20 protein-coding genes and 2 tRNA genes are annotated in these 21,899 nt (G+C 58.9%); 2 read left to right on the top strand and 20 right to left on the bottom strand.

Going from position 1 to position 21,899, the window contains the following annotated elements:
• Nucleotides 1-7: 7 nt before the first annotated feature.
• Both AFERRID_RS10680 and AFERRID_RS10675 read left to right on the top strand, forming a co-directional pair.
• Nucleotides 8-586 carry a DUF4337 domain-containing protein gene (locus AFERRID_RS10680; RefSeq protein ID WP_113526711.1) on the top strand — a complete coding sequence of 193 codons (579 nt, stop codon included), beginning with the start codon at nucleotides 8-10 and terminating at the stop codon, nucleotides 584-586.
• Between the two features lie 11 nt (nucleotides 587-597).
• The gene (locus AFERRID_RS10675) at nucleotides 598-1,179 is read left to right on the top strand and encodes a phosphatase PAP2 family protein (protein ID WP_113526795.1); all 582 of its coding nucleotides are present in this window, start codon (nucleotides 598-600) and stop codon (nucleotides 1,177-1,179) included.
• Here the strand turns inward: AFERRID_RS10675 and AFERRID_RS10670 are convergent, their stop codons facing one another.
• The 20 genes from AFERRID_RS10670 to serA form a co-directional block, all read right to left on the bottom strand.
• Nucleotides 1,180-2,748: a peptidylprolyl isomerase gene (locus AFERRID_RS10670; protein WP_126605174.1), complete on the bottom strand. Its 1,569-nt coding sequence runs from the start codon at nucleotides 2,746-2,748 to the stop codon at nucleotides 1,180-1,182.
• A 166-nt stretch (nucleotides 2,749-2,914) separates the two neighbouring features.
• Nucleotides 2,915-2,991: transfer RNA gene (locus AFERRID_RS10665), tRNA-Asp, on the bottom strand.
• Between the two features lie 11 nt (nucleotides 2,992-3,002).
• A tRNA-Val gene (locus tag AFERRID_RS10660) sits at nucleotides 3,003-3,078 on the bottom strand.
• A gap of 12 nt (nucleotides 3,079-3,090) precedes the next feature.
• Entirely contained in the window at nucleotides 3,091-3,363 is a 273-nt protein-coding gene (locus tag AFERRID_RS10655) for an HU family DNA-binding protein (RefSeq protein WP_012536433.1), read from the bottom strand.
• A gap of 243 nt (nucleotides 3,364-3,606) precedes the next feature.
• Nucleotides 3,607-6,042: an endopeptidase La gene (lon, locus tag AFERRID_RS10650; RefSeq protein ID WP_113526713.1), complete on the bottom strand. Its 2,436-nt coding sequence runs from the start codon at nucleotides 6,040-6,042 to the stop codon at nucleotides 3,607-3,609.
• A gap of 88 nt (nucleotides 6,043-6,130) precedes the next feature.
• Nucleotides 6,131-7,402 (bottom strand): ATP-dependent Clp protease ATP-binding subunit ClpX, encoded by a 1,272-nt coding sequence (gene clpX, locus AFERRID_RS10645; RefSeq protein WP_113526714.1) that lies wholly within the window; start codon nucleotides 7,400-7,402, stop codon nucleotides 6,131-6,133.
• Between the two features lie 18 nt (nucleotides 7,403-7,420).
• Nucleotides 7,421-8,062 carry an ATP-dependent Clp endopeptidase proteolytic subunit ClpP gene (gene clpP / locus AFERRID_RS10640; protein ID WP_113526715.1) on the bottom strand — a complete coding sequence of 214 codons (642 nt, stop codon included), beginning with the start codon at nucleotides 8,060-8,062 and terminating at the stop codon, nucleotides 7,421-7,423.
• A 45-nt stretch (nucleotides 8,063-8,107) separates the two neighbouring features.
• A complete protein-coding gene (gene tig, locus AFERRID_RS10635) occupies nucleotides 8,108-9,391 on the bottom strand; it encodes a trigger factor (protein ID WP_225981973.1) in 1,284 nt (427 codons plus the stop codon).
• 73 nt (nucleotides 9,392-9,464) lie between these two features.
• Nucleotides 9,465-10,052, bottom strand: coding sequence for an orotate phosphoribosyltransferase (gene pyrE, locus AFERRID_RS10630; RefSeq protein WP_113526717.1), 588 nt, complete (start codon nucleotides 10,050-10,052; stop codon nucleotides 9,465-9,467).
• A 66-nt stretch (nucleotides 10,053-10,118) separates the two neighbouring features.
• Nucleotides 10,119-10,841, bottom strand: coding sequence for an orotidine-5'-phosphate decarboxylase (gene pyrF, locus AFERRID_RS10625; protein WP_172959369.1), 723 nt, complete (start codon nucleotides 10,839-10,841; stop codon nucleotides 10,119-10,121).
• The gene (locus tag AFERRID_RS10620) at nucleotides 10,838-11,992 is read right to left on the bottom strand and encodes a tetratricopeptide repeat protein (RefSeq protein WP_225981972.1); all 1,155 of its coding nucleotides are present in this window, start codon (nucleotides 11,990-11,992) and stop codon (nucleotides 10,838-10,840) included. The genes pyrF and AFERRID_RS10620 overlap by 4 nt, the downstream gene beginning before the upstream one ends.
• A 16-nt stretch (nucleotides 11,993-12,008) precedes the next feature.
• Complete coding sequence (locus tag AFERRID_RS10615; RefSeq protein ID WP_009567461.1) at nucleotides 12,009-12,314, bottom strand: integration host factor subunit beta; 306 nt, start codon at nucleotides 12,312-12,314, stop codon at nucleotides 12,009-12,011.
• 157 nt (nucleotides 12,315-12,471) lie between these two features.
• Nucleotides 12,472-14,178, bottom strand: a complete 1,707-nt coding sequence (rpsA, locus tag AFERRID_RS10610) for a 30S ribosomal protein S1 (RefSeq protein ID WP_113526719.1) — start codon at nucleotides 14,176-14,178, stop codon at nucleotides 12,472-12,474.
• A gap of 77 nt (nucleotides 14,179-14,255) precedes the next feature.
• Nucleotides 14,256-14,936 carry a (d)CMP kinase gene (cmk, locus tag AFERRID_RS10605; protein WP_113526720.1) on the bottom strand — a complete coding sequence of 227 codons (681 nt, stop codon included), beginning with the start codon at nucleotides 14,934-14,936 and terminating at the stop codon, nucleotides 14,256-14,258.
• Entirely contained in the window at nucleotides 14,933-16,237 is a 1,305-nt protein-coding gene (gene aroA / locus AFERRID_RS10600; RefSeq protein WP_113526721.1) for a 3-phosphoshikimate 1-carboxyvinyltransferase, read from the bottom strand. The genes cmk and aroA overlap by 4 nt, the downstream gene beginning before the upstream one ends.
• A gap of 2 nt (nucleotides 16,238-16,239) precedes the next feature.
• Nucleotides 16,240-17,133, bottom strand: a complete 894-nt coding sequence (locus AFERRID_RS10595) for a prephenate dehydrogenase (RefSeq protein ID WP_225981971.1) — start codon at nucleotides 17,131-17,133, stop codon at nucleotides 16,240-16,242.
• Nucleotides 17,117-18,133, bottom strand: coding sequence for a 3-deoxy-7-phosphoheptulonate synthase (gene aroF / locus AFERRID_RS10590; RefSeq protein ID WP_113526723.1), 1,017 nt, complete (start codon nucleotides 18,131-18,133; stop codon nucleotides 17,117-17,119). Before aroF ends, AFERRID_RS10595 begins: the two co-directional genes overlap by 17 nt.
• 4 nt (nucleotides 18,134-18,137) lie before the next feature.
• Complete coding sequence (hisC, locus tag AFERRID_RS10585) at nucleotides 18,138-19,235, bottom strand: histidinol-phosphate transaminase (protein ID WP_113526724.1); 1,098 nt, start codon at nucleotides 19,233-19,235, stop codon at nucleotides 18,138-18,140.
• Between the two features lies 1 nt (nucleotide 19,236).
• On the bottom strand, nucleotides 19,237-20,313 hold the full coding sequence (gene pheA, locus AFERRID_RS10580) for a prephenate dehydratase (RefSeq protein ID WP_113526725.1): 1,077 nt from the start codon (nucleotides 20,311-20,313) through the stop codon (nucleotides 19,237-19,239).
• A complete protein-coding gene (gene serA, locus AFERRID_RS10575) occupies nucleotides 20,310-21,893 on the bottom strand; it encodes a phosphoglycerate dehydrogenase (RefSeq protein WP_113526726.1) in 1,584 nt (527 codons plus the stop codon). The genes pheA and serA overlap by 4 nt, the downstream gene beginning before the upstream one ends.
• Between the last annotated feature and the right edge of the window lie 6 nt (nucleotides 21,894-21,899).

Raw genomic sequence — 21,899 nt, 5'->3', positions numbered from 1 at the left:
AAAATCCATGAGCGAATCCCTGCACACCCATGCCCCGCACGAAGAAGCCGCTCATTTGGCTGCCGAATCTCCCGCCCACAAGCATTCCCTCAGTCAGTGGGTGGCTATTTTCACCGCGCTGCTGGCCACCATCGGCGCGGTTGTCAGTTATCAGGGGACTCATCTGATGAACGAGGTGTTGCTGGCCAAGAACGAGGCGGTGCTGGAGAAAGCCAAGGCGACGGATCAGTGGAACTACTACCAGGCCATCAGCACCAAAGAGCATCTCATGCAACTGGCTGTGGATCTGACTCCGCAGAAACAGGCAGAGCCATACCAGAAGGAAATCATCAAATATACGAGCCAGAAAAAGACCGTTCAGGCCGAAGCCCGGCAACTGGAACAACTTTCCACAGCGGCCAATATGCGTTCGGAGCAATTGAACAGGCCGCATAACGACATGGCCATTGCGATGATCTTTTTACAAATCGCCATCTCACTGGCCTCTGTCACGGCCTTGACTGGAAGGGTCTGGCTTTTCGGCATGGCCATGCTCAGTGCTCTGGGCGGGGTCGGACTTTGGCTTGTCGCCCTGGGTATGAGCTGACATTGTCCACGATGCTCCCGCAGCCGGAATGGTATACATGGTACGGGTGGAATGACCGCATCTTTCTGCTGGTGAATCACCTGAGCGATACGCCGACGCTTTCCGCAGTCATGGAGACGGTATCGTGGGTTGCCCAGCCGGCATATTTTCCTGTCTGGATGGCCCTGCTCGTGGTGACCTTCCGGCTAAGGCCCCTGACGCTGCCCTTTGCTGTTGTCTGGAATTTTGCCGTCGGTGAGTTGGCCGTGTGGCTGATCGTCGTGGCGCTCAAATCAGGGCTCGCTTACCCCCGCCCGGTAGTTGCACTTGGGTCTCTGTCGGTACATGTGCTGGGAAGGCCGGAATATTGGCACAGCTTTCCCTCCGGCCATGCGGCAATGGCCTTTCTGCTCGGCGGCAGCCTGCTCCTGGGGAAGGCCTCCAAAATCCTGTGGATACCCGCTGCGGTGTATGCCGTGCTGGTGGCATGGTCACGCATGGCGGTCGGTGCACATTTCCCCGCCGATGTGCTTGGCGGCGCCGTGATCGGCATTTTCAGCGCGGCGCTGGCCGCTCTGCTACAGCGGCTGACCGCCCCTCCTACAGGTCATTGATCAACGGGCAATCTGCGCCAACTGCGCGTTGTTGATCTTCACCTTGGCATGTTCCCGCAAGTCCTTCAGATAGGCAGTCGCCAGTAGACGGCCCCTTTGCTCTTCCAGAGAGGCACGAATTTGCGCCGTCACTTTGGGATTTATGGCCGCTGGCGCAGGGGCAGTTACGCGTGTAACGGCAAAAATCCGGTAGCCCGACGCGGTCTTCACCATATCCATGGAGGGGACACCGCCAACCGGTGCGGGCGCCATGAAAGCCGCCTCCAACACCGCCTTATCCAACCCCAGCGCATTACGTCTGGTTACATCGCGGTACGCATGCAGCGGATAGGCGCCATGCTCTGTCAACATATTCATATCCTTCGCCTGCCGCGCCGCCGTCAGCAATGCCTGCGCTTTCTTCCGGGCCAGTTGCTCCGCCTTTTCCGTGGTTAGTTTTGCCGTAATGGTTCCTGCGACGGCACTCAGGGGTTGGACACTACCTGGTGTATAGTGAAGCAGATGCACCGCCAACAAATCCCCGTTCGCCAAGGTAAGCGCGGTGCTATTTTTTCCGGCGAGCACCGCCTTGCTAAACGCTAGATCAAGCGCTTTGGCGTCCGAAAAAGGTCCTTGGGTAAGCACCTTTCCAGCGGTAAGTACGCCACTTTCCTGAACCGTCAGGCCATAGGCTTTGGCAACCGCGTTCAACCCATCGGGGCTGCTGAACAGGCGATCCTTGAAATTCTCCACTTGGGCCTGGAAGGCGTTTTCGGCAGAGCTATTAACGGCAACAGCGGAATGTGGGGTCGCCACAGGGGGAGAACTGACTGCCGGGCTGGTCGGAGTGCCACTCTTGGCGACAAAATCCTTCGGCCCCAGTACCACATACTGTACCTGCACCTGCGCCGGCAACTGGAATTGATCCATGTGGGCGTGGTAGTAATCGGCCACCTCGGCAGCCGTTGGCCCCGCTGCCGCAGCAAAGTCGCTATCCCGGACATCTACGGTGCTGACATCACGGTACTCCTGTGACCAAGCCCAAATCCGGGTAGCCTCGACCTTCGATGCCGTGGCTACAACCTGAGGAACGACTTGCAACTGCTCCAGACGCATACTCTCCCGCAGCATGTCTTCAAACTGTGCCGGCGTCATTCCATTGGCAGCCAGCAATTTCTGGTAAAGGCTTTTGGAAAAAACACCCTTCTCCTGAAAGGCTGGAATGGATTCGATTTTTTTCGCCAACGCAGCATCCGGCACCTGCAAGTTCAGGCGGCCCGCCTCCCTGCCCAAAAGCATGTTGTCAATCAAGCCATTAAGCACCTCCAGACCGAAACTCCTATCCGCCGCCATCTTCGCCGCCGTCGTTGCGCCAAAAATATGGCTATAACGCGCCAGGGTATCTTTCATACGTTTCTGAAATGCGGCATCGCTGATCTTCTGGCCATCCACCGTCGCCACGACAGATGAGGCTGAGTGTCCGGAGAATAAATACCCGCTTACGCCCCAAAGCACAAAAGACAACGCGATTAAAACCATGAGTGATTTTGCCACCCACGATCTGCCGAAATTCCGAAATGTTTCCATCATAAACATATCCCCCGAAAACCGGAACGCCAAAAAAACAGGCTAACGACGGCTCCAATAACCAATTTTAGAAAACGCTGAACAATTCTACTAGCGGATATCGGTATTCACGCCACCGCGCGATACCGACGTAAAAAAAGGCGCCCCAAAAGGGTCGCCTTACTCGCATTGGCGGGGCGGACGGGGCTCGAACCCGCGACCTCCGGCGTGACAGGCCGGCATTCTAACCAACTGAACTACCACCCCAATAAAATTTGTGGTGGGCGGTGAGGGGCTCGAACCCCCGACATTCGGCGTGTAAAGCCGACGCTCTACCAACTGAGCTAACCGCCCAAACCAGACGCGCTAGTTTACTGCATCACGCAATGCTTTACCAGCCTTAAATTTAGGCGTGCGACTTGCGGCGATCATGATTTCCGCGCCGGTAGCGGGATTACGGCCTTTGCGCGCCTCACGGCTGGAAACAAGAAATGAACCGAAACCGACCAGAGTTACCTGATCACCAGCCTTGAGCGCGTCAGTAACCACCTTGACAAGCGCATCCAGAGTATGGCCGGCGGCGGCACGGGTCACGCCAGCTTCTTCTGCAATCTTCTCGATCAACTCCGATTTGTTCATATTTCTTTCTCCTGTTATGGACTCGGTTACTAGGTATAACTGCGCATCAACTCTATCCAGAAAACGTTATAGCAGGGTAAAAAAAGGCTGGTCAAGAAAGTGCATAAAATGCCTAACGTCACAAAGGACGGCCAGACCTTCCCTCCGGAATCATCACCATCAGGGACATTAACATTGGATATCGCCGCATTCTGGACTCATTCTCCATTATTAAAATTGCGGGAATGAGTCCTCATACCGCCTCTAATGTGCCATTGCCTTGTCCTCGGAAGATCCTTTGCCGGGCACCACACCAACCAGCACGTCACCCCCGCTTTCAGGCGGCAAAGGTGTCGGCGAAGACTCCAGCGCGATCGCCAGCACTTCGTCAATCCACCGGACCACCTTGATGGTCAGCGCATCACGCACGTTTTTGGGGATTTCCTGCAGATCTTTTTCATTCTCCGCTGGGATCAGGACCGTACTGATGCCGCCGCGATGTGCCGCCAGCAACTTCTCCTTTAACCCACCAATGGGCAGGACCTCGCCGCGCAGCGTGATCTCCCCGGTCATGGCGACCGTGGCATGTACCGGAATATTGGTCAGCGCCGATACCAAGGCAGTGGCCATACCGATGCCTGCGCTGGGTCCGTCTTTTGGCGTGGCGCCTTCCGGCACATGGATATGGAAGTCATGGTTCTGGTAAAAATCTGCGGGAATGCCCAGCGCCCGCGACCGCGCACGAACCACACTCATGGCCGCCTGGATGGATTCTTGCATGACATCCCCCAGCTTACCGGTGATCAGCAGCTTGCCGCGACCAGGCACGACCACCGCCTCGATACTCAGCAACTCACCACCCACCTCAGTCCAGGCCAGACCGGTGACTTCACCGATACGGTTTTCCTTTTCCGCCTTGCCAAAGTCGAAGCGGCGCACCCCGAGATACTTGTCCAGATTGCGATCCGAAACCTGCACACGCGTGCGCTTTTTGTCGAGCAGGAGTTCCTTTACCACCTTCCGGCAAATACGTGCGAGTTCCCGTTCCAGATTACGCACACCCGCTTCCCGCGTGTAGTAACGGATGATATCCCGGATGACGGTTTGGGAAAGCTGCATTTCCCCGTCCAGCAGCCCCGCCTTTTCTATCTGCTTGGGCAGAAGATACTTGGTAGCGATGTGGATCTTTTCGTCTTCGGTGTATCCGGAGATCCGGATTACCTCCATGCGATCCATCAATGGGGCCGGGATATTGAGTGTGTTCGCCGTGGTAACGAACATCACCTCGGACAGATTGAAGTCCACTTCCAGGTAATGGTCGCTGAACGTCGTGTTCTGCTCGGGATCCAGCACTTCCAGAAGCGCGGAGGCCGGATCACCCCGGAAATCCATCGCCATCTTATCTACTTCATCCAGCAACATCAGCGGATTGCGCGTAGCAATCTTGGCCAGGCTCTGGACGATTTTACCCGGCAGGGCCCCGATGTAGGTACGCCGATGTCCGCGGATTTCCGCTTCGTCGCGCACGCCACCCAAGGACATCCGCACGAACTTACGTCCAGTCGCGGCAGCGATGGAGCGCCCCAGGCTGGTCTTGCCCACGCCGGGGGGGCCCACCAGACACAGGATGGGACCGCGGCTGTTGCCGACCCGTTCCTGTACGGCAAGATATTCGAGAATGCGCTCCTTGACGTCTTCCAGGCCGTAATGATCCGCATCGAGAATGGCCTTGGCCCGCTTGAGATCCTTGGTGATTTTGCTGCGTTTACGCCACGGTACCCCCACCAGCCAGTCGATATAGTTGCGCACCACGGTTGCCTCTGCCGACATGGGGCTCATCATCCGCAGTTTTTTCAACTCGGCGTCGGCCTTGGTCCGTACATCCTTCGGCATCCCGGCCTTGTCGATTTTACGTGCCAGTTCATCCAGCTCACCGCCGCCCTCTTCTGACAGATCACCCAGCTCTTTCTGAATAGCCTTCATCTGCTCATTCAGATAATACTCGCGCTGGCTCTTTTCCATCTGCCGCTTGACCCGGCCGCGGATGCGCTTTTCCACCTGCAGCAGGTCGATTTCAGACTCCATCATGCCCAGCAGATGCTCCAGCCGGGCGCGGGTGTCCGCCTTCTCCAGAATTTCCTGCTTTTCTTCGAGTTTGAGGCCGAGATGGGCCGCGACGGTGTCGGCCAGTCGTGCGGGATCATCCATGCTCGCCAGAGTGGATAGTATCTCCGGGGGAATTTTTTTGTTCAGCTTGACGTAGGCCTCGAACTGGGCGCTGACCGAACGCATGAGCGCTTCCAGCTCACGATCATTTGCCGCGCCACTGACCACGATCTGTACCTGAGCGCGCAGGGATTCCTCCGCCGGCAGGAAAGATACGATTTTAGCCCGGTCTGTTCCTTCGACCAGCACCTTGACCGTACCATCGGGCAACTTGAGCAACTGCAGAATCGTCGCCAGCGTACCGATCCGGTAAATATTCTCCGGTTGAGGATCATCGTCCGCGGCATTTTTTTGCGATACCAGCAGAATCTGCTTTTCGCCGGACATTGCATCTTCCAGGGCGCGAATCGACTTTGCCCGCCCCACGAAAAGAGGGATTACCATGAACGGGAATACCACGACATCGCGCAGAGGCAACACCGGCACCATCTGTGCTTCTTCTTCCACCAGAAGACTTCTATCGATTTTGGCCACGGTCTACTCCAAAAGCAGGTGATTACTACCAATAGCAACGCAGATGGGGTCGTCGATGGAGCTTTTCAAGGACGATCCCCGCCCGACTTCAGGCCGGATGAGACATATCCACCTTGGCAGCATCATCGTAAACCAGCAGCGGCTTCGTGCCGCTTTCCACGACAGCGGCATCCACCACCACCTTTTTCACGCCACTCATAGAGGGCAATTCGTACATCGTATCCAGCAGAATCTGCTCAAGAATGGAACGCAGACCACGTGCCCCGGTCTTGCGGGTCAGGGCCTTTTTGGCAATGGCCCGCAGTGCCTCGGTACGGAACTCCAGGGTCACGCCTTCCAGGGCAAAAAGCTTCTGATACTGCTTCACCAAAGCGTTTTTCGGATCAGTGAGGATGGAAATGAGCGCCTCTTCGTCCAGCTCTTCCAGCAGCGCCAAAATGGGCAGACGCCCGACGAACTCGGGAATCAGGCCATAACGCACCAGGTCTTCCGGCTCTAGGTTCTGCATCAGCAAGGCGGCGGTCGCTTCCTTGTCGCGGCGCTTGAGGGGCGCATTGAAGCCCATACCGCCCTTCTCCAGACGCGCGGAGACTGACTTCTCCAGGCCCGCAAAGGCACCACCACAGATAAAGAGGATATGCCGCGTGTCCACCTGCAAAAACTCCTGCTGCGGATGTTTGCGGCCGCCTTGTGGTGGAACCGAGGCCACCGTCCCTTCAATCAGCTTGAGCAAAGCCTGCTGCACGCCTTCGCCGGAAACATCGCGGGTGATGGAGGGGTTCTCGGACTTGCGGGTGATCTTGTCGATCTCATCGATATAGACGATGCCGGTCTGCGCCTTTTCCACATCATAGTCGCACTTCTGCAGCAGTTTCTGGATGATGTTTTCGACATCCTCACCCACATAGCCGGCCTCCGTGAGTGTCGTGGCATCGGCCATGGCAAAGGGCACGTTCAGGAGGCGAGCCATGGTCTGCGCCAGCAGGGTCTTGCCCGAACCGGTGGGGCCGATGAGCAGGATATTACTCTTGTCCAGCTCCACCTCATTGTCCTTGCCGCCATGTTCCAGACGCTTGTAATGATTGTAAACCGCCACGGACAAGACCTTTTTGGCAACGTCCTGACCAATCACGTAATCATCCAGCGTTTTGCGGATTTCCATGGGCTTGGGCAGCTTGTCCTGAGCCTCACTGTGGTCATCCAGCACCTCGTCCTTGACGATGTCATTGCACAACTCGATGCATTCGTCGCAGATGAACACCGAAGGACCGGCGATCAGCTTGCGGACCTCGTGCTGGCTCTTGCCACAGAACGAACAATACAGCGTCTTTTCACCGCTTCCCTCATGCTTTCCAGCCATAGCTGTTCTCCTGCCTGTTCAGGCGGTCTCGTTTTCACCGCGATGACTGATCACGGCGTCCACAAGATGGTAGGTTTGGGCCTCTTCGGCCGACATGAAAAAGTCCCTGTCGAGATCCTGCTCGATGCGTTCCCGGCTCTGCCCGGTATGATGGACCAGGATATCATTGAGCCGCTCCCGGATACGCAGGATTTCTTTGGTATGAATCTCGATATCATGCGCCTGTCCCTGAAAACCACCGGAGGGTTGATGCAACATGATCCGCGCATTGGGCAACGCAAAACGCTTGCCTTCGGCACCGGCGGCCAGCAATACCGCGCCCATGCTCGCCGCCTGCCCGATGCAGAGTGTACTGACCTTCGGACGGATGAACTGCATCGTGTCATAAATCGCCATGCCCGCAGTGACGGACCCACCCGGGCTATTGATATACAGCGAGATGTCCTTGTCATTCTCCGCTTCCAGAAAAAGCAACTGGGCGACCACCAGGTTGGCCATCATGTCTTCCACCTGGCCCACCAGAAAAATCACCCGCTCCTTGAGCAGACGGGAGTAAATATCATAGGATCGCTCACCGCGTCCGGTCTGTTCGACCACCATGGGCACATACCCCAGCCCCTGTACGGCGGGTGCCATCTGGCCTTCAGTCTGTTTCCACATAATCCATGCTCCTGTCTGTTGACACGGGCCAGCGTCGGACACCGGTTATTCCGCGTTTGTTTCACCTGTCGGCGCCCGGCCGATGAGCTGGTTAAAGCTAACGGCCTCGTCACTCACTTTAACACGCTCCAGAAGCCATGCCACCACTTTGTCTTCCAGCACCAGGGCCTCGGCCTGCTCCATCTGCTCGGGTTTACTACGGTACCAGCTTATGAACTGTTCCGGGTCTTCATACTGTTCGGACATATCCCGGATAACCTGAGTGACTTCCGCCGGGGATGCCCGCAGCTTTTCGCGCCGGACGATTTCCGACAACACCAGGCCGAGCACCACCCGGCGCCTGGCCAGCGCGTCCAGATCGCTACCAGCCGCTGCATTGGCGTCTTTTTGCAAACGCTCCAGCTCCTGCCCGATCATTTGCCTGGGCAAATCGGGATGGTTGCTGGCCACTACCAAGTCCAGCATCTGCGCTTTTACCTGGCCCCGGCTGATCCGCTGCGCTTCGCGTTCGAGATTTTCCCGCACTTCCTGCCGCAATACGGCAACGTCTCCATCCTCGATACCCAGCGCCAAGGCAAAAGCCGCATCCACTTCGGGCAACTGTGGCGCTGCCACTTCCCGGACCTGCAGATGGAACTGGGCGGCTTGGCCGGCGAGCTCCGCCACATGATATTCTGCCGGAAACTGCACCGCGACAGTCCGGTCTTCTCCCGCGGACATCCCCAGCAATCCCTGTTCGATATCCGGCAGCAAGCGGCCGGAGCCCAGCACCACGGAATAATCGGTCACGTCGCCACCCGCCATGGGGACACCATCAATCTCTCCCTGAAAATCCACGGTGACCCGGTCTTCGTTCTGGGCAGGACGCTCAGCGGGCACATAAAAACGCCGCTGCTGACGCATGATATCTATGGTGGCATCCACGTCCGCATCCGTCATTTCAGCCGTCTTGCGGATAACGGTGGCGTCCGGCACCTGCGGATCAAATTCGGGGTATACCTCTACCACGGCCGTAAACACGAGGTCCTCGCCGCGGCCACCTTTCTCAACCTGCACTTCCGGTCTTCCAACCGGACGTAAAGATTCGTCACGCACCACCTGAGAATAGCGTTCGTTGATAAGATGGTCGAAGGTCTCCATGAGGGCATCGGAACCATAATGGCGTTCGATGAGTGTCATGGGCGCCTTGCCGGGCCGGAAACCCGGCAAACGTGCGGAGCGCGCCTTGTTACGCAGACGCTGGGAAACCCCACTCTCCACTTCACTGGCGGGAATGGTCACATGGATGTGTCTTTCCAGAGGCGCAGCCTCCGGTGTCGAAATTTGCATGAACTGATCCTTCTTTTGCATTTTGTCTAAGCCTATACGTCGATAGTAAACACAAGCCGCTCGCCCCTCAAGGTCAGGACAGACCACGGCTCCCTGGTTTGACGGGCGTTCCACCTGCCGCGCAGAGCGGGCAGGCGGCAGCTTCCCAGGTAAGCACGGGGAGCTTCAATAGGGGAAAAAATGGTGCACCGTCAAAATCGCTGAATCCCGAACTACGGTCAATGATCGCTGACGCCGCCAATACCTGCCCACCGGCTGCGGTAACAGCCGCCATACATTCCCGTGTCGAGCCCCCTGTCGTCGTAATATCTTCGACCACCAGGACGCCCTCACCCGGCGCCAGCGCAAAGCCCCGGCGCAGCACCATCTGCCCGGCCTCCCGTTCGGTAAACAGGCTGCGTACTCCCAGCGCACGCCCGCATTCGTAGGATACCAGAACCGCACCCATGGCTGGCCCCACGACACAAGAGATGCGCCGCCGCAGATCATCAGGAATACCCGCCACCATCGCCGCACACAGTCGCGCAGCGTGCCCCGGATATTGCAGCACCCTGGCCGACTGCAGGTAGGTATCGCTATGTCGCCCGGAGGATAACAGAAAATGTCCATGGAGCAGCGCCCCGTCTTCTTTGTACAGCGCCACCACTTCGTCTGCAGTCACAGTATTTCTTCTCCATGGTCTAGTATGATGCGGGGGACAGCCGCAGCACCGCCGCAATCCGGCATATCAGCGTGGCTCCCGCGCATCGCCGGGTTTAGCCACCAACTCATTCAATATCTGGCCGAGAGCCCGTGCCGGGTCCACCGCAGCCGTGACCGGCCGGCCTACCACCAGAAAGTCCGAACCCGCTGCCAGTGCCGCCGCAGGCGTCATGATACGTCGCTGATCGTCCTCCGCGTACTGCGCGGGTCGAATCCCCGGAGTCACCCGCAGAAGCTCAGGTAATACATCCCGCAGGTGGCCCGCCTCCAGCGCAGAACAGACGAGGCCATCCAGTGCACATGCCGCAGCCAGTGTCGCCAGACGCCCAACCTGCTTCACCACCGAACTGTTCACCCCTACTTCGTGCAGCGCGTCATCATCCATACTGGTGAGCACCGTCACCGCGATCAGAAGCGGGCGCCGGGTTCCGGCGCCGTCTTCCACGGCTTCACGCGCTGCGCGCAGCATGGCGCTACCACCGCTGGCGTGAACATTGAGCATCCATACGCCGAGCCGGGATGCCGCCCTGCAGGCTTTGGCAACAGTCTGCGGGATATCGTGAAACTTGAGGTCCAGGAATACGTCGAAACCCCGGTCCTGCAGACGCTTCACAATGACGGGGCCACTTGCAGTGAAAAGTTCCTTGCCTACTTTGACCCGGCACTGGGCGGGATCAAGTTGATCCGCCAAAGCCAGGGCATCGCGTTCATCCGCATAATCCAACGCAATGATGAGCGGCGAAATCACAAGCTGCACCCTCCGGAAAAAGTGCCCCACTGACGGCAACTAGGGCAACGCCAATAATACTGAGGACTCTGATATCCACAGGTCTGACAATGAAAAACCACCGGTTCTACCGAAAGCCCTCTGACTGTCATCGCCATAACGGGATACAATGTTGGATCTGGCGCCTCGGGGTCCAGTTCCAACAGAACCTGCATCACCCGCATGTCCGGCTGCCGCAATAGCAGATGCCTTAAATACGTTGTCGCCGCCAAGGTTCCTTCAACGCCCTGCAGGGCATGCGCCAGAAGTTTTACCGCCAGCGGCGAACGACACATATCCAACAGGCGTTCCCGTGCCTTTTGCGCATCCACGCCATTCGCAACATGTGGTAAAACGCTCAAAAATGGTTCCAGAACCAGCAGGATTACGGACTCCACCCGGGAATCCAGCAGTTTTCTCCAGAGGTCGAAGGCATCGTCCCAGTTCCGCCGGTCAAAGGCGATACGCCCGCCGACCACCAACGCCCGTGGATTCTCCGGGTCCTCCTTGCGCGCCATCCCTAAAAAGACCCCCGCCTGCTCCGTTTCTCCCGCGAGCAAAGACTGCTCGGCAAGCTCACCGTAGAGCATGGCAATCACCGGACGCTGACCGTGCGTACCCGTTTTGTGCAACTGCTGACGCACGGCGATAGACTTGGCCCACTCGCTGCCCAGTTCGTACAACTCGGCAAGCGTGGCAAGGCCCTCCAAATGATCAGGTTGACGATCCAGTAGTTCTTTGAGGATGGACTCGGCCCGATCGAGAATCCCGGCCTTGAGGTAATCCTGTGCAATCTCGAACAGCACACTCTGCCGCAAGTCAGATGCCAGCGCCGGCTGATCCAGAAGGTACTGATGCACCCGCAAGGCGCGCTCCAACTCTCCGCGACGCCGGAAGAGTCGCCCCAAGGCGAGTAGGATGTCAACGCTTTCGGGGTGTTGCCGCAGCGCATCCAAAAAAACCTCCACCGCCTCGTCATTGCGCTCACTGAGGAGATGGTTGAGTCCCTGAATATAAATTTCGGGAATCGTGTCGGGGACACCCGGCGCAGGTTTTCGCGGAGAAGTAACCCGGCCGATCCAGACGCCCAGCGCGATCGCCAACAGCAGGACGAGGACGACGATGGTATCCACCACGCCGAACCGTCAATTAAGCCTTGCCACCCGCAACCGCTTCCGGGTAATCAACCTGCTCACGGAGCTCCTTGCCAGGTTTGAAATGCGGAACCCGCTTTTCAGGCACCAGAACCGGCTCTCCCGTTTTCGGATTACGCCCCTGCTTGGCAGGGCGCACATGCATGGAAAAACTTCCAAAACCACGAATTTCAATACGTTCCCCTTCAGCCAGCGCATCACTCAGATAATCGAGCATCTGGCGGGTGGCCATTTCAATATCACGAACACTCAAGTGCGGATATTGTGCGCTGATGTTTTTGATCAATTCTGATTTAGTCATGGTTTATTAGCTTCTTACAAAGAATGGTGAATTGACAGGACATCATAAAATCAAAAAGGCAAGCGGCAGGTTAACGCTTCAGAAAAGCCTTTCCCTGACGCCACCTCAATTACCCCATATTCCCGATCAGCACATGATCGGAAGAGAAGATTTGTGCTTAACTTTCCTCTTCCTGCTTACGCTTGAGCTGTTCTTTGATCAGGTCGCCCAGACTGGTGGTGCCCGTCGCCGCACTACGCGCATATTGCTGTACCGCTGCTGTTTGCTCTTCCTGGGAAACGGCGGCTTCCCGAGCCTTGGTGCTGAGCGTCAGAGTACGGTTCTTGCGGTCCACCATTGCAATGCTGACTTCGATCTTATCCCCGGCTGACAAGGTCACGCCACGCGCCAGTTCACGATGGGGCAGGAATCCTTCCACGCCCTCGCCAAGCCGAATCTCGGCACCACGGCTGTCCACTGAAATCACCTCACCCTCCACCAGGGCACCCTTTTCATTGGCCACCACAAACTGAATGAACGGATCGGTTTCCATCTGCTTGACGCCGAGACTGATACGCTCCCGCTCCGGATCAATGCTGAGGACCACCGCATCCAGAGTATCACCCTTCTTGAAGTCCCGTACCGCTTCTTCGCCGGCACGATCCCAGGCAAGATCGGAAAGATGGATCAGGCCGTCGATACCACCATCCAGACCGACGAACACACCGAAGTCGGTAATACTCTTGATCTGACCGGAGACACGATCGCCCTTCTGGAAGTTCTGCGCGAAGTCGTCCCACGGATTGGGCAGGCACTGCTTGATACCCAGCGAAATGCGGCGACGCTCTTCGTCGATATCGAGGATCATCACTTCGACTTCCTGGCCGACATGCAGGGCCTTGGCCGGATTGATGTTCTTGTTGGTCCAGTCGATTTCGGAGACATGCACCAAACCTTCGACGCCTTCCTCGATCTCGACGAACGCGCCGTAATCCGTAACGTTGGTGACCTTACCGAAAATTCGGGTGGCCTCCGGATAACGGCGGGCAATATCACGCCAGGGGTCTTCACCCAGCTGCTTCATACCGAGAGAGATACGGCCACGCTCGCGGTCGAACTTCAGGACCAGGACACGCACTTCACCGCCCACGGTGACCACTTCGCTGGGATGCTTGACCCGGCGCCAGCCCATATCGGTGATATGCAGCAGGCCGTCGATACCACCGAGGTCGATAAACGCGCCGTAATCGGTGAGGTTCTTGACCACGCCTTCGAGAATCGCGCCTTCCTGAATGCTTTCCAGCAGCGCGCCGCGTTCCACGCTCTGTTCCTGCTCGACCACCGCACGGCGGGAGACCACCACATTGTTACGCTTGCGGTCCAGCTTGATGATCTTCATCTCGAGGTCTTTGCCTTCGAGATACGCCACATCCCGTACCGGGCGCACGTCGACCAGAGAGCCGGGCAGGAAGGCACGCACACCGTCGATACTGACAGTGAAACCACCTTTCACCTTGCCGGTGAGGAAGCCATGCACCACGGCGTTGTCGTTGAAGGACTTCTCCAGGTCGACCCAGGTCTTGGCGCGGCGAGCTTTTTCACGGGAGAGACGGGTTTCGCCCATACCGTCTTCCACCAGCTCCAGACAGACCTCTACGGAGTCCCCGACTTTCACCTCTATTTCGCCTTCCGCATTGCGGAACTGCTCGGCGGGAATCGGTCCTTCCGACTTGAGGCCCACGTCGACGACGACAAAGTCGTTATCGACGCGGGTCACGATGCCGGTGAGCAACTCGCCGGGCTTGAGGCCCTGGGTGCTCTGGCTTTCTTCAAACATTTCGGCAAAACTGGGTTCAACAAGCGTTTCAGCGTTAGGGGTGGTCATAAATTTCAGTAGGCCTCATTTACCGGGCACGCCATGGGCGCCCCTTGAATCACTGCTCGATGCCATAAATGGCGGTTTTAATTTTCCTGAAAAGCAGATCGAACCCAGCTTTGCAGGACCCTGTATGTGTCGGAAACGCTTTGTTCGCTGGTATCCAGGATCTTTGCATCGGGCGCGGGCCGGAGCGGTGCCACGCTGCGCTGCTGGTCCCGGGCATCGCGTTCCGCAATTTCCGCCACAACTGTGGCGAGACTAGCACTAATACCCTGTTCCATCAACTGATTCAGACGGCGCTTACCGCGTTCTTCGGCGCTGGCGGTAAGAAACACCTTGAGCGGTGCGTCCGGAAAAACCACCGTCCCCATATCGCGGCCATCGGCCACCAGTCCCGGTGCCCGGCGAAAATCCCGCTGGCGTTGCAACAAGGCCGCACGAACCGCAGGAATTGCCGCAATCCGTGAGGTCAGCGCGCTGACTTCAGGGGTGCGGATTTCCGCATCCACAACTTCCCCTCCGAGTAGCACATGGGTTTCGTCGGCGACGCCCCGAAAACCCAGCGGCAAGGTGCGCGCCAGCCCGGACAGGGCTGCTTCGTTATCTGCATCCAGTCCGGCACGTTGCGCCGCCAGCGCCAGTGCGCGGTATATAGCGCCGCTGTCCAGCAGATGCCAACCCAGATCATGGGCCAAGAGACGACCCAGCGTGCCCTTACCGACCCCGCCGGGACCATCCAGGGTGATGACGGGGACGATGTTCATGCGCTTACCACCTCCAGCAGCAGCCCCGCCTGCTGCGCCAGCGCGGGAAAACTCGGAAAAGACGTCGCCACATTGGCGCAGTCCAGAATTTCCACATCCCCCTGCGCCACCAGTGCGGCCATAGCAAAGGCCATCGCAATACGATGATCCCCATGACTGTCCACCCGACCGCCCAGCAGCGCTGATCCGCTGATCATGGCGCCATCCACACGCTCTTCTACCGTAACACCCAGCGCGCGCAGCCCACCAGCCATTACCGCGATGCGGTCACTTTCCTTGACACGGAGTTCCTCGGCACCGGTAATCACCGTCTGCCCCTTCGCACACGCCGCCGCTATGAACAGCGCGGGGAACTCATCAATCGCCAGGGGTACCAGACGGGGCGGGATAGCGATGCCTTGCAATGGTGCATGGCGAACGCGGATATCAGCGACGGGCTCACCGCCCACTTCACGCAAGGCCGTCAGATCGATCCGGGCACCCATGCGGGTGAGGATTTCGATGATACCGGTCCGGGTCGGATTGATGCCAATTCCTTCCAGGGTGAGATCGGAGCCCGGCGCGATGGTGGCGCCGAGCAGGAAGAACGCGGCCGACGAAATATCGCCCGGCACCTGCAGCGCCTGCCCGCGCAACCGACCACCGCCGCGCAGGCAGGCGCGCGGGCCCTGACGCTCCACCGGTTGGCCGAAACCTTGCAACATCCGCTCGCTGTGATCGCGCGTAGGTGCGGGCTCGGTCACGCAGGTTTGTCCGTCGGCATACAGTCCCGCCAACAACACGGCGGATTTGACCTGGGCGCTCGCCACTGGCAGGGCATAGTCGATGCCGTGCAGGGGTCGCCCATGAATATGTAAAGGTGCCCTGCCATCCTCCTGGGCGGTGATTTCCGCGCCCATGGCACGCAACGGGTTCAAAATGCGGCCCATGGGCCGCTTCTGCAAACTGGCGTCGCCAACCAGAGTGCTGGGAAAAGACTGTCCGGCCAGCACTCCCGCCAACAGACGCATGGCGGTACCGGAATTCCCGCAATCCAGAGGAACAACCGGCGCGCGCAGCCCCTGCAGGCCAGCCCCATGAATGCGCAGATGCCCTTTATCCGGGCCTTCCATCTGCACCCCCATGCTGCGAAAAGCGGCGATGGTGGCCAGCACATCGGCGCCCTCCAGCAGCCCCTCCACTTCCGTGACACCTTCAGCAAGCGCCCCAAGAATGACCGCACGGTGGGAAATGGACTTGTCTCCCGGGACCGGGAAACGGCCGACAAGCCGACTGCCTGGACGAATGAGGTATCGAGTCATGATTAGTAGGTTAGCGGAGGAAATTGAAACTGTTGGCGGCAGGCGCGGCCCTGTTCCAGAAAAGCTTTCAGGGTGCGTGTGTCGTCCCCTGCGAGCATCTGCCGGACAGAGTCGAGATTTTCCTGCAACACCTTCAGATGCTGTACGACGGCCGATCGATTCTCCGCGAGAATGGCGGTCCAGAGATCGGGGTCAGAGGCCGCTATCCGAGAAAAATCACGCAGACCGCCGCCGGCGAGATCCCGCAGAGCGGGGACCTGATCCGCCAGGCCCGCCATGTAGGCAAAGGCCAGCAGATGAGGCAAATGGCTGGTCGCGGCAAGAGCCTGGTCATGCGCCTCCGGCGTCATTTGCGAAACGGTCGCACCGAGGTATTGCCAGAAACCGCGCACTGCGTCCAGCGCTGCGGGGGCCTGTTCCGGCAGGGGCGTCAGGATGACGCGCGCGCCCTGATAAAGATTTTTCCGCGCTGCCGCAAATCCGGTTTTTTCCCCACCCACCACGGGGTGCCCCGGGATAAAGCGATCCCCCAGCAACTGACGACCCAGTTGCGCCACCGGCGCCTTGATGCTGGCGACATCGCTGACCATCCCCGTAGCAGATATATAGCGTGCCAGTTCCGGCAACTGCCGCAGGGCGATCTGCGGAGGGGTGGCGAGCAGCACCAGGTCGGCATTTTGCAACGCCGGTTCCGGTTCGCAGGTCAGGCTGATCCGCCAATACTTTGCAGCAGAACGCAGTCGTCGAACCGCTTGCGCATCGACGACCACACCCACCAGCGATCCGGCGAAGCCCCCGCTGCGCAGGGCCTTGGCGATACTGCCGCCCATCAGACCCAGGCCGACGATGACGATTCGCTGGAAGGGGATGCCCGGCATGCTAGAGTTCGCGGCCAATGGCCTCGGCAATCCTGCGCAGATCGCCCATCAGCGTGGTGAGTTGCTCCGGACTCAGAGCCTGATCGGCATCACACCAGGCTTCTTCGGGACAGGGATGCGACTCCACCAGCAAACCATCTGCACCCGCCGCAATGGCTGCCTTGGATAATTGCGGCACGAGCCAGGCCTTGCCACCCGCGTGACTGGGATCGACGATGACCGGCAGGTGGGTCTCTCGCTTGAGAACCGGTATGGCCGTGACGTCGAGGACGTTGCGATAGGCCGTTTCAAAGGTACGGATGCCACGTTCGGCAAAAATAATCCTGTGGTTGCCGTGGGCGGCGATATATTCTGCCGCCATGAGCCATTCCTTTATGGTCGCGCTCAGGCCACGCTTGAGGATGACCGGCACGTCCAGGCGACCGACTTCCTTGAGGAGATCAAAATTCTGCATATTGCGCGTACCGATCTGGATGACGTCCACTCCTTTTTCGAGAAATAGATCAATCTTGCGGACATCCATCAATTCGGTGACGATGGGCAGACCGACTGCATCCGCGGCGGTCCGGAAATAATCCAGGCCCTCGTCGCCCACGCCCTGAAACGTGTAGGGACTGGTACGGGGTTTGAATGCCCCGCCGCGCATCAGACGGCATCCCGCCGCCTTGACCGCTTCTGCAGAACTGCGCATCTGCTCTGGCGTTTCAACCGAGCAGGGGCCTGCGATCACCTGAATCTGCCTGCCACCGATGGGGATCCCCCGCACCTCAATGACCGTATCGGTGGATTTGAACTCACGGCTGACGAGCTTGTAGGGCTTGAGAATGGGCATGACCTGTTCCACGGCGGGCAAGGATTCCAGTGCGCCGTCAGGCAGCAAGCGCTCGTCTCCCAACAGACCCACCACGGTGCGCTCAGAGCCGGTACTGACCATGGGCTGCAGACCGTACTGACGGATACGCTCCAGCAGATGCTCCATCTGCTCTGCAGTGGCTTGCGGTTTGACAATAACGATCATAGGGTTACAGGACCTCGCCCAGCATTGTAAGAAAACGTTGGTTTTCCACCGGCAGGCCGACACTGACCCGCAGATGATCCGGCATGCCGTAAGGGGTAAGCGGCCGGACGATCACCCCCCGAAGCAGCAGGGCCTCATAGACGCGCTGTCCACCTCCCGGCACGGCAAAGGCGGTAAAGTTGCCTGCAGGCGGCAGGATTGTCAATCCAAGATTGCACAATCCATCGCGGAGGGCCACGATTCCCTGACGATTATTGGCCAGGGTGGCCTGCAGATGGGCGTGATCCGTAAGCGCGGCATGCGCCGCCACCTGCGCCAACGTATTGACGTTGAAGGGCTGACGAACCCGCTCCAGTGCCGCCATCAGGTCGGGGTGGCCGATGCCGTAACCGCAACGCAGACCCGCCAGCCCATAGGCCTTGGAAAAAGTACGGGTAAGCATCAGATTGCTGAAACGCCGCAGCCACCGTCTGCCATCCGGATAGTCCGCCGCGTCCATCAGTTCCAGATAGGCTTCGTCCAGCACCACCAGCGCATGGGAAGGCACGCTGTCGATAAAGGTCTCCAGGGCTTCCGCCGTAAGATACGTACCCGTGGGATTATTGGGATTGGCGATAAAAACCAGCCGGGTATTGGCGTTGATCAGGCTGGCCATGGCATCCAGGTCATGACCGTAGTCCCGCGCCGGGGCAACCCGTACAGTCGCACCACTGGCCTGCGCGGCAATGGCATAAGCGGCAAAGGCATACTGGGAGACAATCACCTCCGTACCCGGCCCGGCAAAGGCACGCACCGCAAGCTCCATTACCTGATCGGAACCGTTGCCGAAAATAAATTGCCCAGGGTCCAGATCGAGCTGACGGGCCAGCAACGCGCGCAACTCCGGAGCCGACCCTTCGGGGTACTGCGCCAGGGCGGGCAACACCTCGCGGATGGCCGCCAGCGCCAGAGGGCTCGGACCTAACGGATTTTCATTGGAGGCCAGCTTGATGGCGTCACGGATACCCAGTTCCCGTTCCAGTTCCGCCAGGGGCTTGCCCGGCTGATAAGGACGCAGGTCGGATACACCCGCCGCCGCATATTCCAGATAGCTATTGCACATTTCAAAATACCGCCCGGGGATAACTGCCGAGACAACGACAAAAGGACGCCTGTTGCGCGAGAACATCCAGCACCGGCGCGATGGCGGCATCCTGACAATGGCCCAGCAAGTCGAGATAAAAGACGTACTCCCAGATGGCCGAGCGTGCCGGCCGTGACTCGATGCGCGTCAGGCTGATGCCCGCGTCGGCCAGCGGCGACAGCAGCGCATGCAGACTCCCCGGATGATTGGCGGCGGCTACCACCAGGCTGGTCTTGTCATTCCCCGTAGGTCGCGTATGGATTTTGCCAATGATCAGAAAACGGGTGGTGTTCTCCGGGTTGTCTTCGATCCCCGCGACCAGAATGTCGAGGCCGTACGCTTCCGCGGCGAGGGTCGTGGAAATGGCGCTGCCATCGGCATCTGCCGCAGCCCGTTCCGCGGCAACCGCGTTGCTGGCCACATCCACCAATTCCGCCTGCGGCAAGTGGGTCGCGAGCCACTGACGGCACTGGGCCCTGGTCTGATAATGAACGTAGACACGGCGAACGGTGGAGATGGGCACCTTGGCCACCAGATTATGGACGATGCGTAACTGGACCTCGCCGCAGATCTGCAAAGGGTAGTCCAGGAGCAGATCCAGACTGAGATTGACGGAACCTTCAGTGCTGTTCTCCACCGGCACCACACCGAACCGGGCCTGGTCACTGTCCACCAGGCGGAAAATTTCGGCGATCCCCGCGGTGGGCTGCAGGACGGCGGCGCGCCCGAAATGCTTCTGCGCCGCGATCTGCGAAAACGTGCCGGCGGGTCCAAGATAGGCCACTTGCAGGGGTTGCTCCAGGGCCAGACCTGCAGAGATGATCTCCCGAAAAATGATGGCAACCTGTTCACTGGAAAAGGGCCCCGGGTTGTCGGCCATGACCCGACGGAGAATCTCCGACTCACGGTCAGGATGGTAAAAATTCACTTCGCCCGCAGCCTGTTTGACAGCACCGACCTGCTGCGCAAGCCGGCCCCGCTCGCCGAGCAGTTGCAGAAACTGCTGATCGACCTGATCGATGGCCTTACGCAGGGCCGCCAGTTCCGGGTTTTTCATAACCGCAACATGCGCGCAGCCAAAACTCCCGGGAGGGCGGCAACCTGCTCCAGCAACACTGCCGTCAGCGGCTGGTCGACGGCAATGAAGGAGAGCGCTGCCCCCGCCGGTTTTTCGCGGCCCAAGTGAAATTGCGCAATATTGATGCCCGCCGCGCCCAGCAACCCACCGATGCGCCCGATCAGACCGGGCTCGTCGCGATTCTGGATATAGAGCAGATCCCCCGCCAGAGGCATTTCCACGTCGATACCATCCAGTTGAACCAGACGGGCCTGATGCTCATGAACCAGGGTTCCCACCGCCACCCGCTCACCCTGATCCATACGCAGCGTCACCGCGATCCGGGCGCGCAGTTCGTCGGCTGATTCGCGTTTGCGGGTTTCGATGCCTATGCCGCGCTCCTTGGCGAGCACCGGGGCGTTGACGGCGTTGATGGTTTCCGGCAGGGAACTTTGCAGAATGCCCTTGAGAATGGCGGTGGTGAGGGCCGCCGTATTGAGCTCGGCAACTTCGCCGGCATATTCGATCACCACTTCGCGCAGCCCGGACCCTGCCAGTTGCCCCAGAACCAGTCCGAGCCGCTCTCCGAGATTGAGGTAGGGCTGCAACAGCGGCAATTCCTCCTCTCTGACGGACGGCAGATTGACCGCATTCTGGACCACGCCGCGCAACAGATAGGCACTGATCTGCTCGGCTACCTGGATGGCGACATTGACCTGTGCCTCTTCAGTGGAAGCCCCGAGGTGCGGCGTACAGATGAAGTTGTCCAGTTCCAGCAAAGGATTGTCGCCATGCACCGGCTCCTTACAGAAAACATCCAGAGCTGCGGCGCGCAAGTGCCGGGATTTCAAGGCATCGTATAGGGCTGCCTCATCCACGATGCAGCCACGTGCGGCATTCACCAGAATGGCGCCCGGCTTCATTTTGGCAAAGGTCTCGGCACGGAAAAGGTTCCGGGTAGCATCCGTCAGCGGCGTATGGACCGTTAAAAAATCGGCGCGGGCCAGCAGCGTATCCATCTCCACCAGTTCCACACCGAGATCGGCCGCACGGATTTTGGAGAGATAGGGATCGTAGGCGATGACCCGCATCCCCAGACCTTGGGCACGGGCAATCACCAGCGAACCGATATTACCCGTGCCAATGACGCCCAGGGTCTTCTGGTAGAGTTCGACCCCCTGGAAACGGGATTTTTCCCACTGCCCCGCCTTCAGGCTCATGGTGGCCTGGGGGATCATCCGTGCCGCCGCCATCATCAAGGCGATGGCATGCTCTGCGGTCGTCACCGTGTTGCCATAGGGGGTATTCATGACGATCACGCCGCGTTTGCTGGCCGCGTGGATATCGACATTGTCCACACCGATACCAGCCCGCCCCACCACCTTCAGGCGACTGGCAGCGGCGAGCACGTCGGCATCCACGTTGGTCGCCGAGCGTATCGCCAGACCATCGTACTGACCGATGATCGCGCAAAGTGCCTCTTTGCCCAGTCCGGTTTTCACCTCCACGGCGATACCACGTTCGTGAAATATTTCTACCGCGCGTGCTGACATTTTATCGGCGATCAAAACGGTCGGCATGGTGGC

Source organism: Acidithiobacillus ferridurans (assembly GCF_003966655.1).
GTDB lineage: Bacteria > Pseudomonadota > Gammaproteobacteria > Acidithiobacillales > Acidithiobacillaceae > Acidithiobacillus > Acidithiobacillus ferridurans.
Note: the sequence above shows the minus strand (reverse complement) of the source record. Positions and strands in the feature narration are given on the sequence as shown.

Excerpts from the sequence above, each read along its gene's own strand:
- aroF (WP_113526723.1), bottom strand. The coding sequence starts at position 18,133 with ATGATCGTTATTGTCAAACCGCAAGCCACTGCAGAGCAGATGGAGCAT.
- hisC (WP_113526724.1), bottom strand. The coding sequence starts at position 19,235 with ATGTGCAATAGCTATCTGGAATATGCGGCGGCGGGTGTATCCGACCTG.
- aroA (WP_113526721.1), bottom strand. The coding sequence starts at position 16,237 with ATGACTCGATACCTCATTCGTCCAGGCAGTCGGCTTGTCGGCCGTTTC.
- cmk (WP_113526720.1), bottom strand. The coding sequence starts at position 14,936 with ATGAACATCGTCCCCGTCATCACCCTGGATGGTCCCGGCGGGGTCGGT.
- clpX (WP_113526714.1), bottom strand. The coding sequence starts at position 7,402 with ATGGCTGGAAAGCATGAGGGAAGCGGTGAAAAGACGCTGTATTGTTCG.
- pheA (WP_113526725.1), bottom strand. The coding sequence starts at position 20,313 with ATGAAAAACCCGGAACTGGCGGCCCTGCGTAAGGCCATCGATCAGGTC.
- serA (WP_113526726.1), bottom strand. The coding sequence starts at position 21,893 with ATGCCGACCGTTTTGATCGCCGATAAAATGTCAGCACGCGCGGTAGAA.
- AFERRID_RS10675 (WP_113526795.1), top strand. The coding sequence starts at position 598 with ATGCTCCCGCAGCCGGAATGGTATACATGGTACGGGTGGAATGACCGC.
- rpsA (WP_113526719.1), bottom strand. The coding sequence starts at position 14,178 with ATGACCACCCCTAACGCTGAAACGCTTGTTGAACCCAGTTTTGCCGAA.
- tig (WP_225981973.1), bottom strand. The coding sequence starts at position 9,391 with ATGCAAATTTCGACACCGGAGGCTGCGCCTCTGGAAAGACACATCCAT.
- clpP (WP_113526715.1), bottom strand. The coding sequence starts at position 8,062 with ATGTGGAAACAGACTGAAGGCCAGATGGCACCCGCCGTACAGGGGCTG.
- AFERRID_RS10615 (WP_009567461.1), bottom strand. The coding sequence starts at position 12,314 with ATGACTAAATCAGAATTGATCAAAAACATCAGCGCACAATATCCGCAC.
- AFERRID_RS10670 (WP_126605174.1), bottom strand. The coding sequence starts at position 2,748 with ATGATGGAAACATTTCGGAATTTCGGCAGATCGTGGGTGGCAAAATCA.
- AFERRID_RS10680 (WP_113526711.1), top strand. The coding sequence starts at position 8 with ATGAGCGAATCCCTGCACACCCATGCCCCGCACGAAGAAGCCGCTCAT.
- AFERRID_RS10655 (WP_012536433.1), bottom strand. The coding sequence starts at position 3,363 with ATGAACAAATCGGAGTTGATCGAGAAGATTGCAGAAGAAGCTGGCGTG.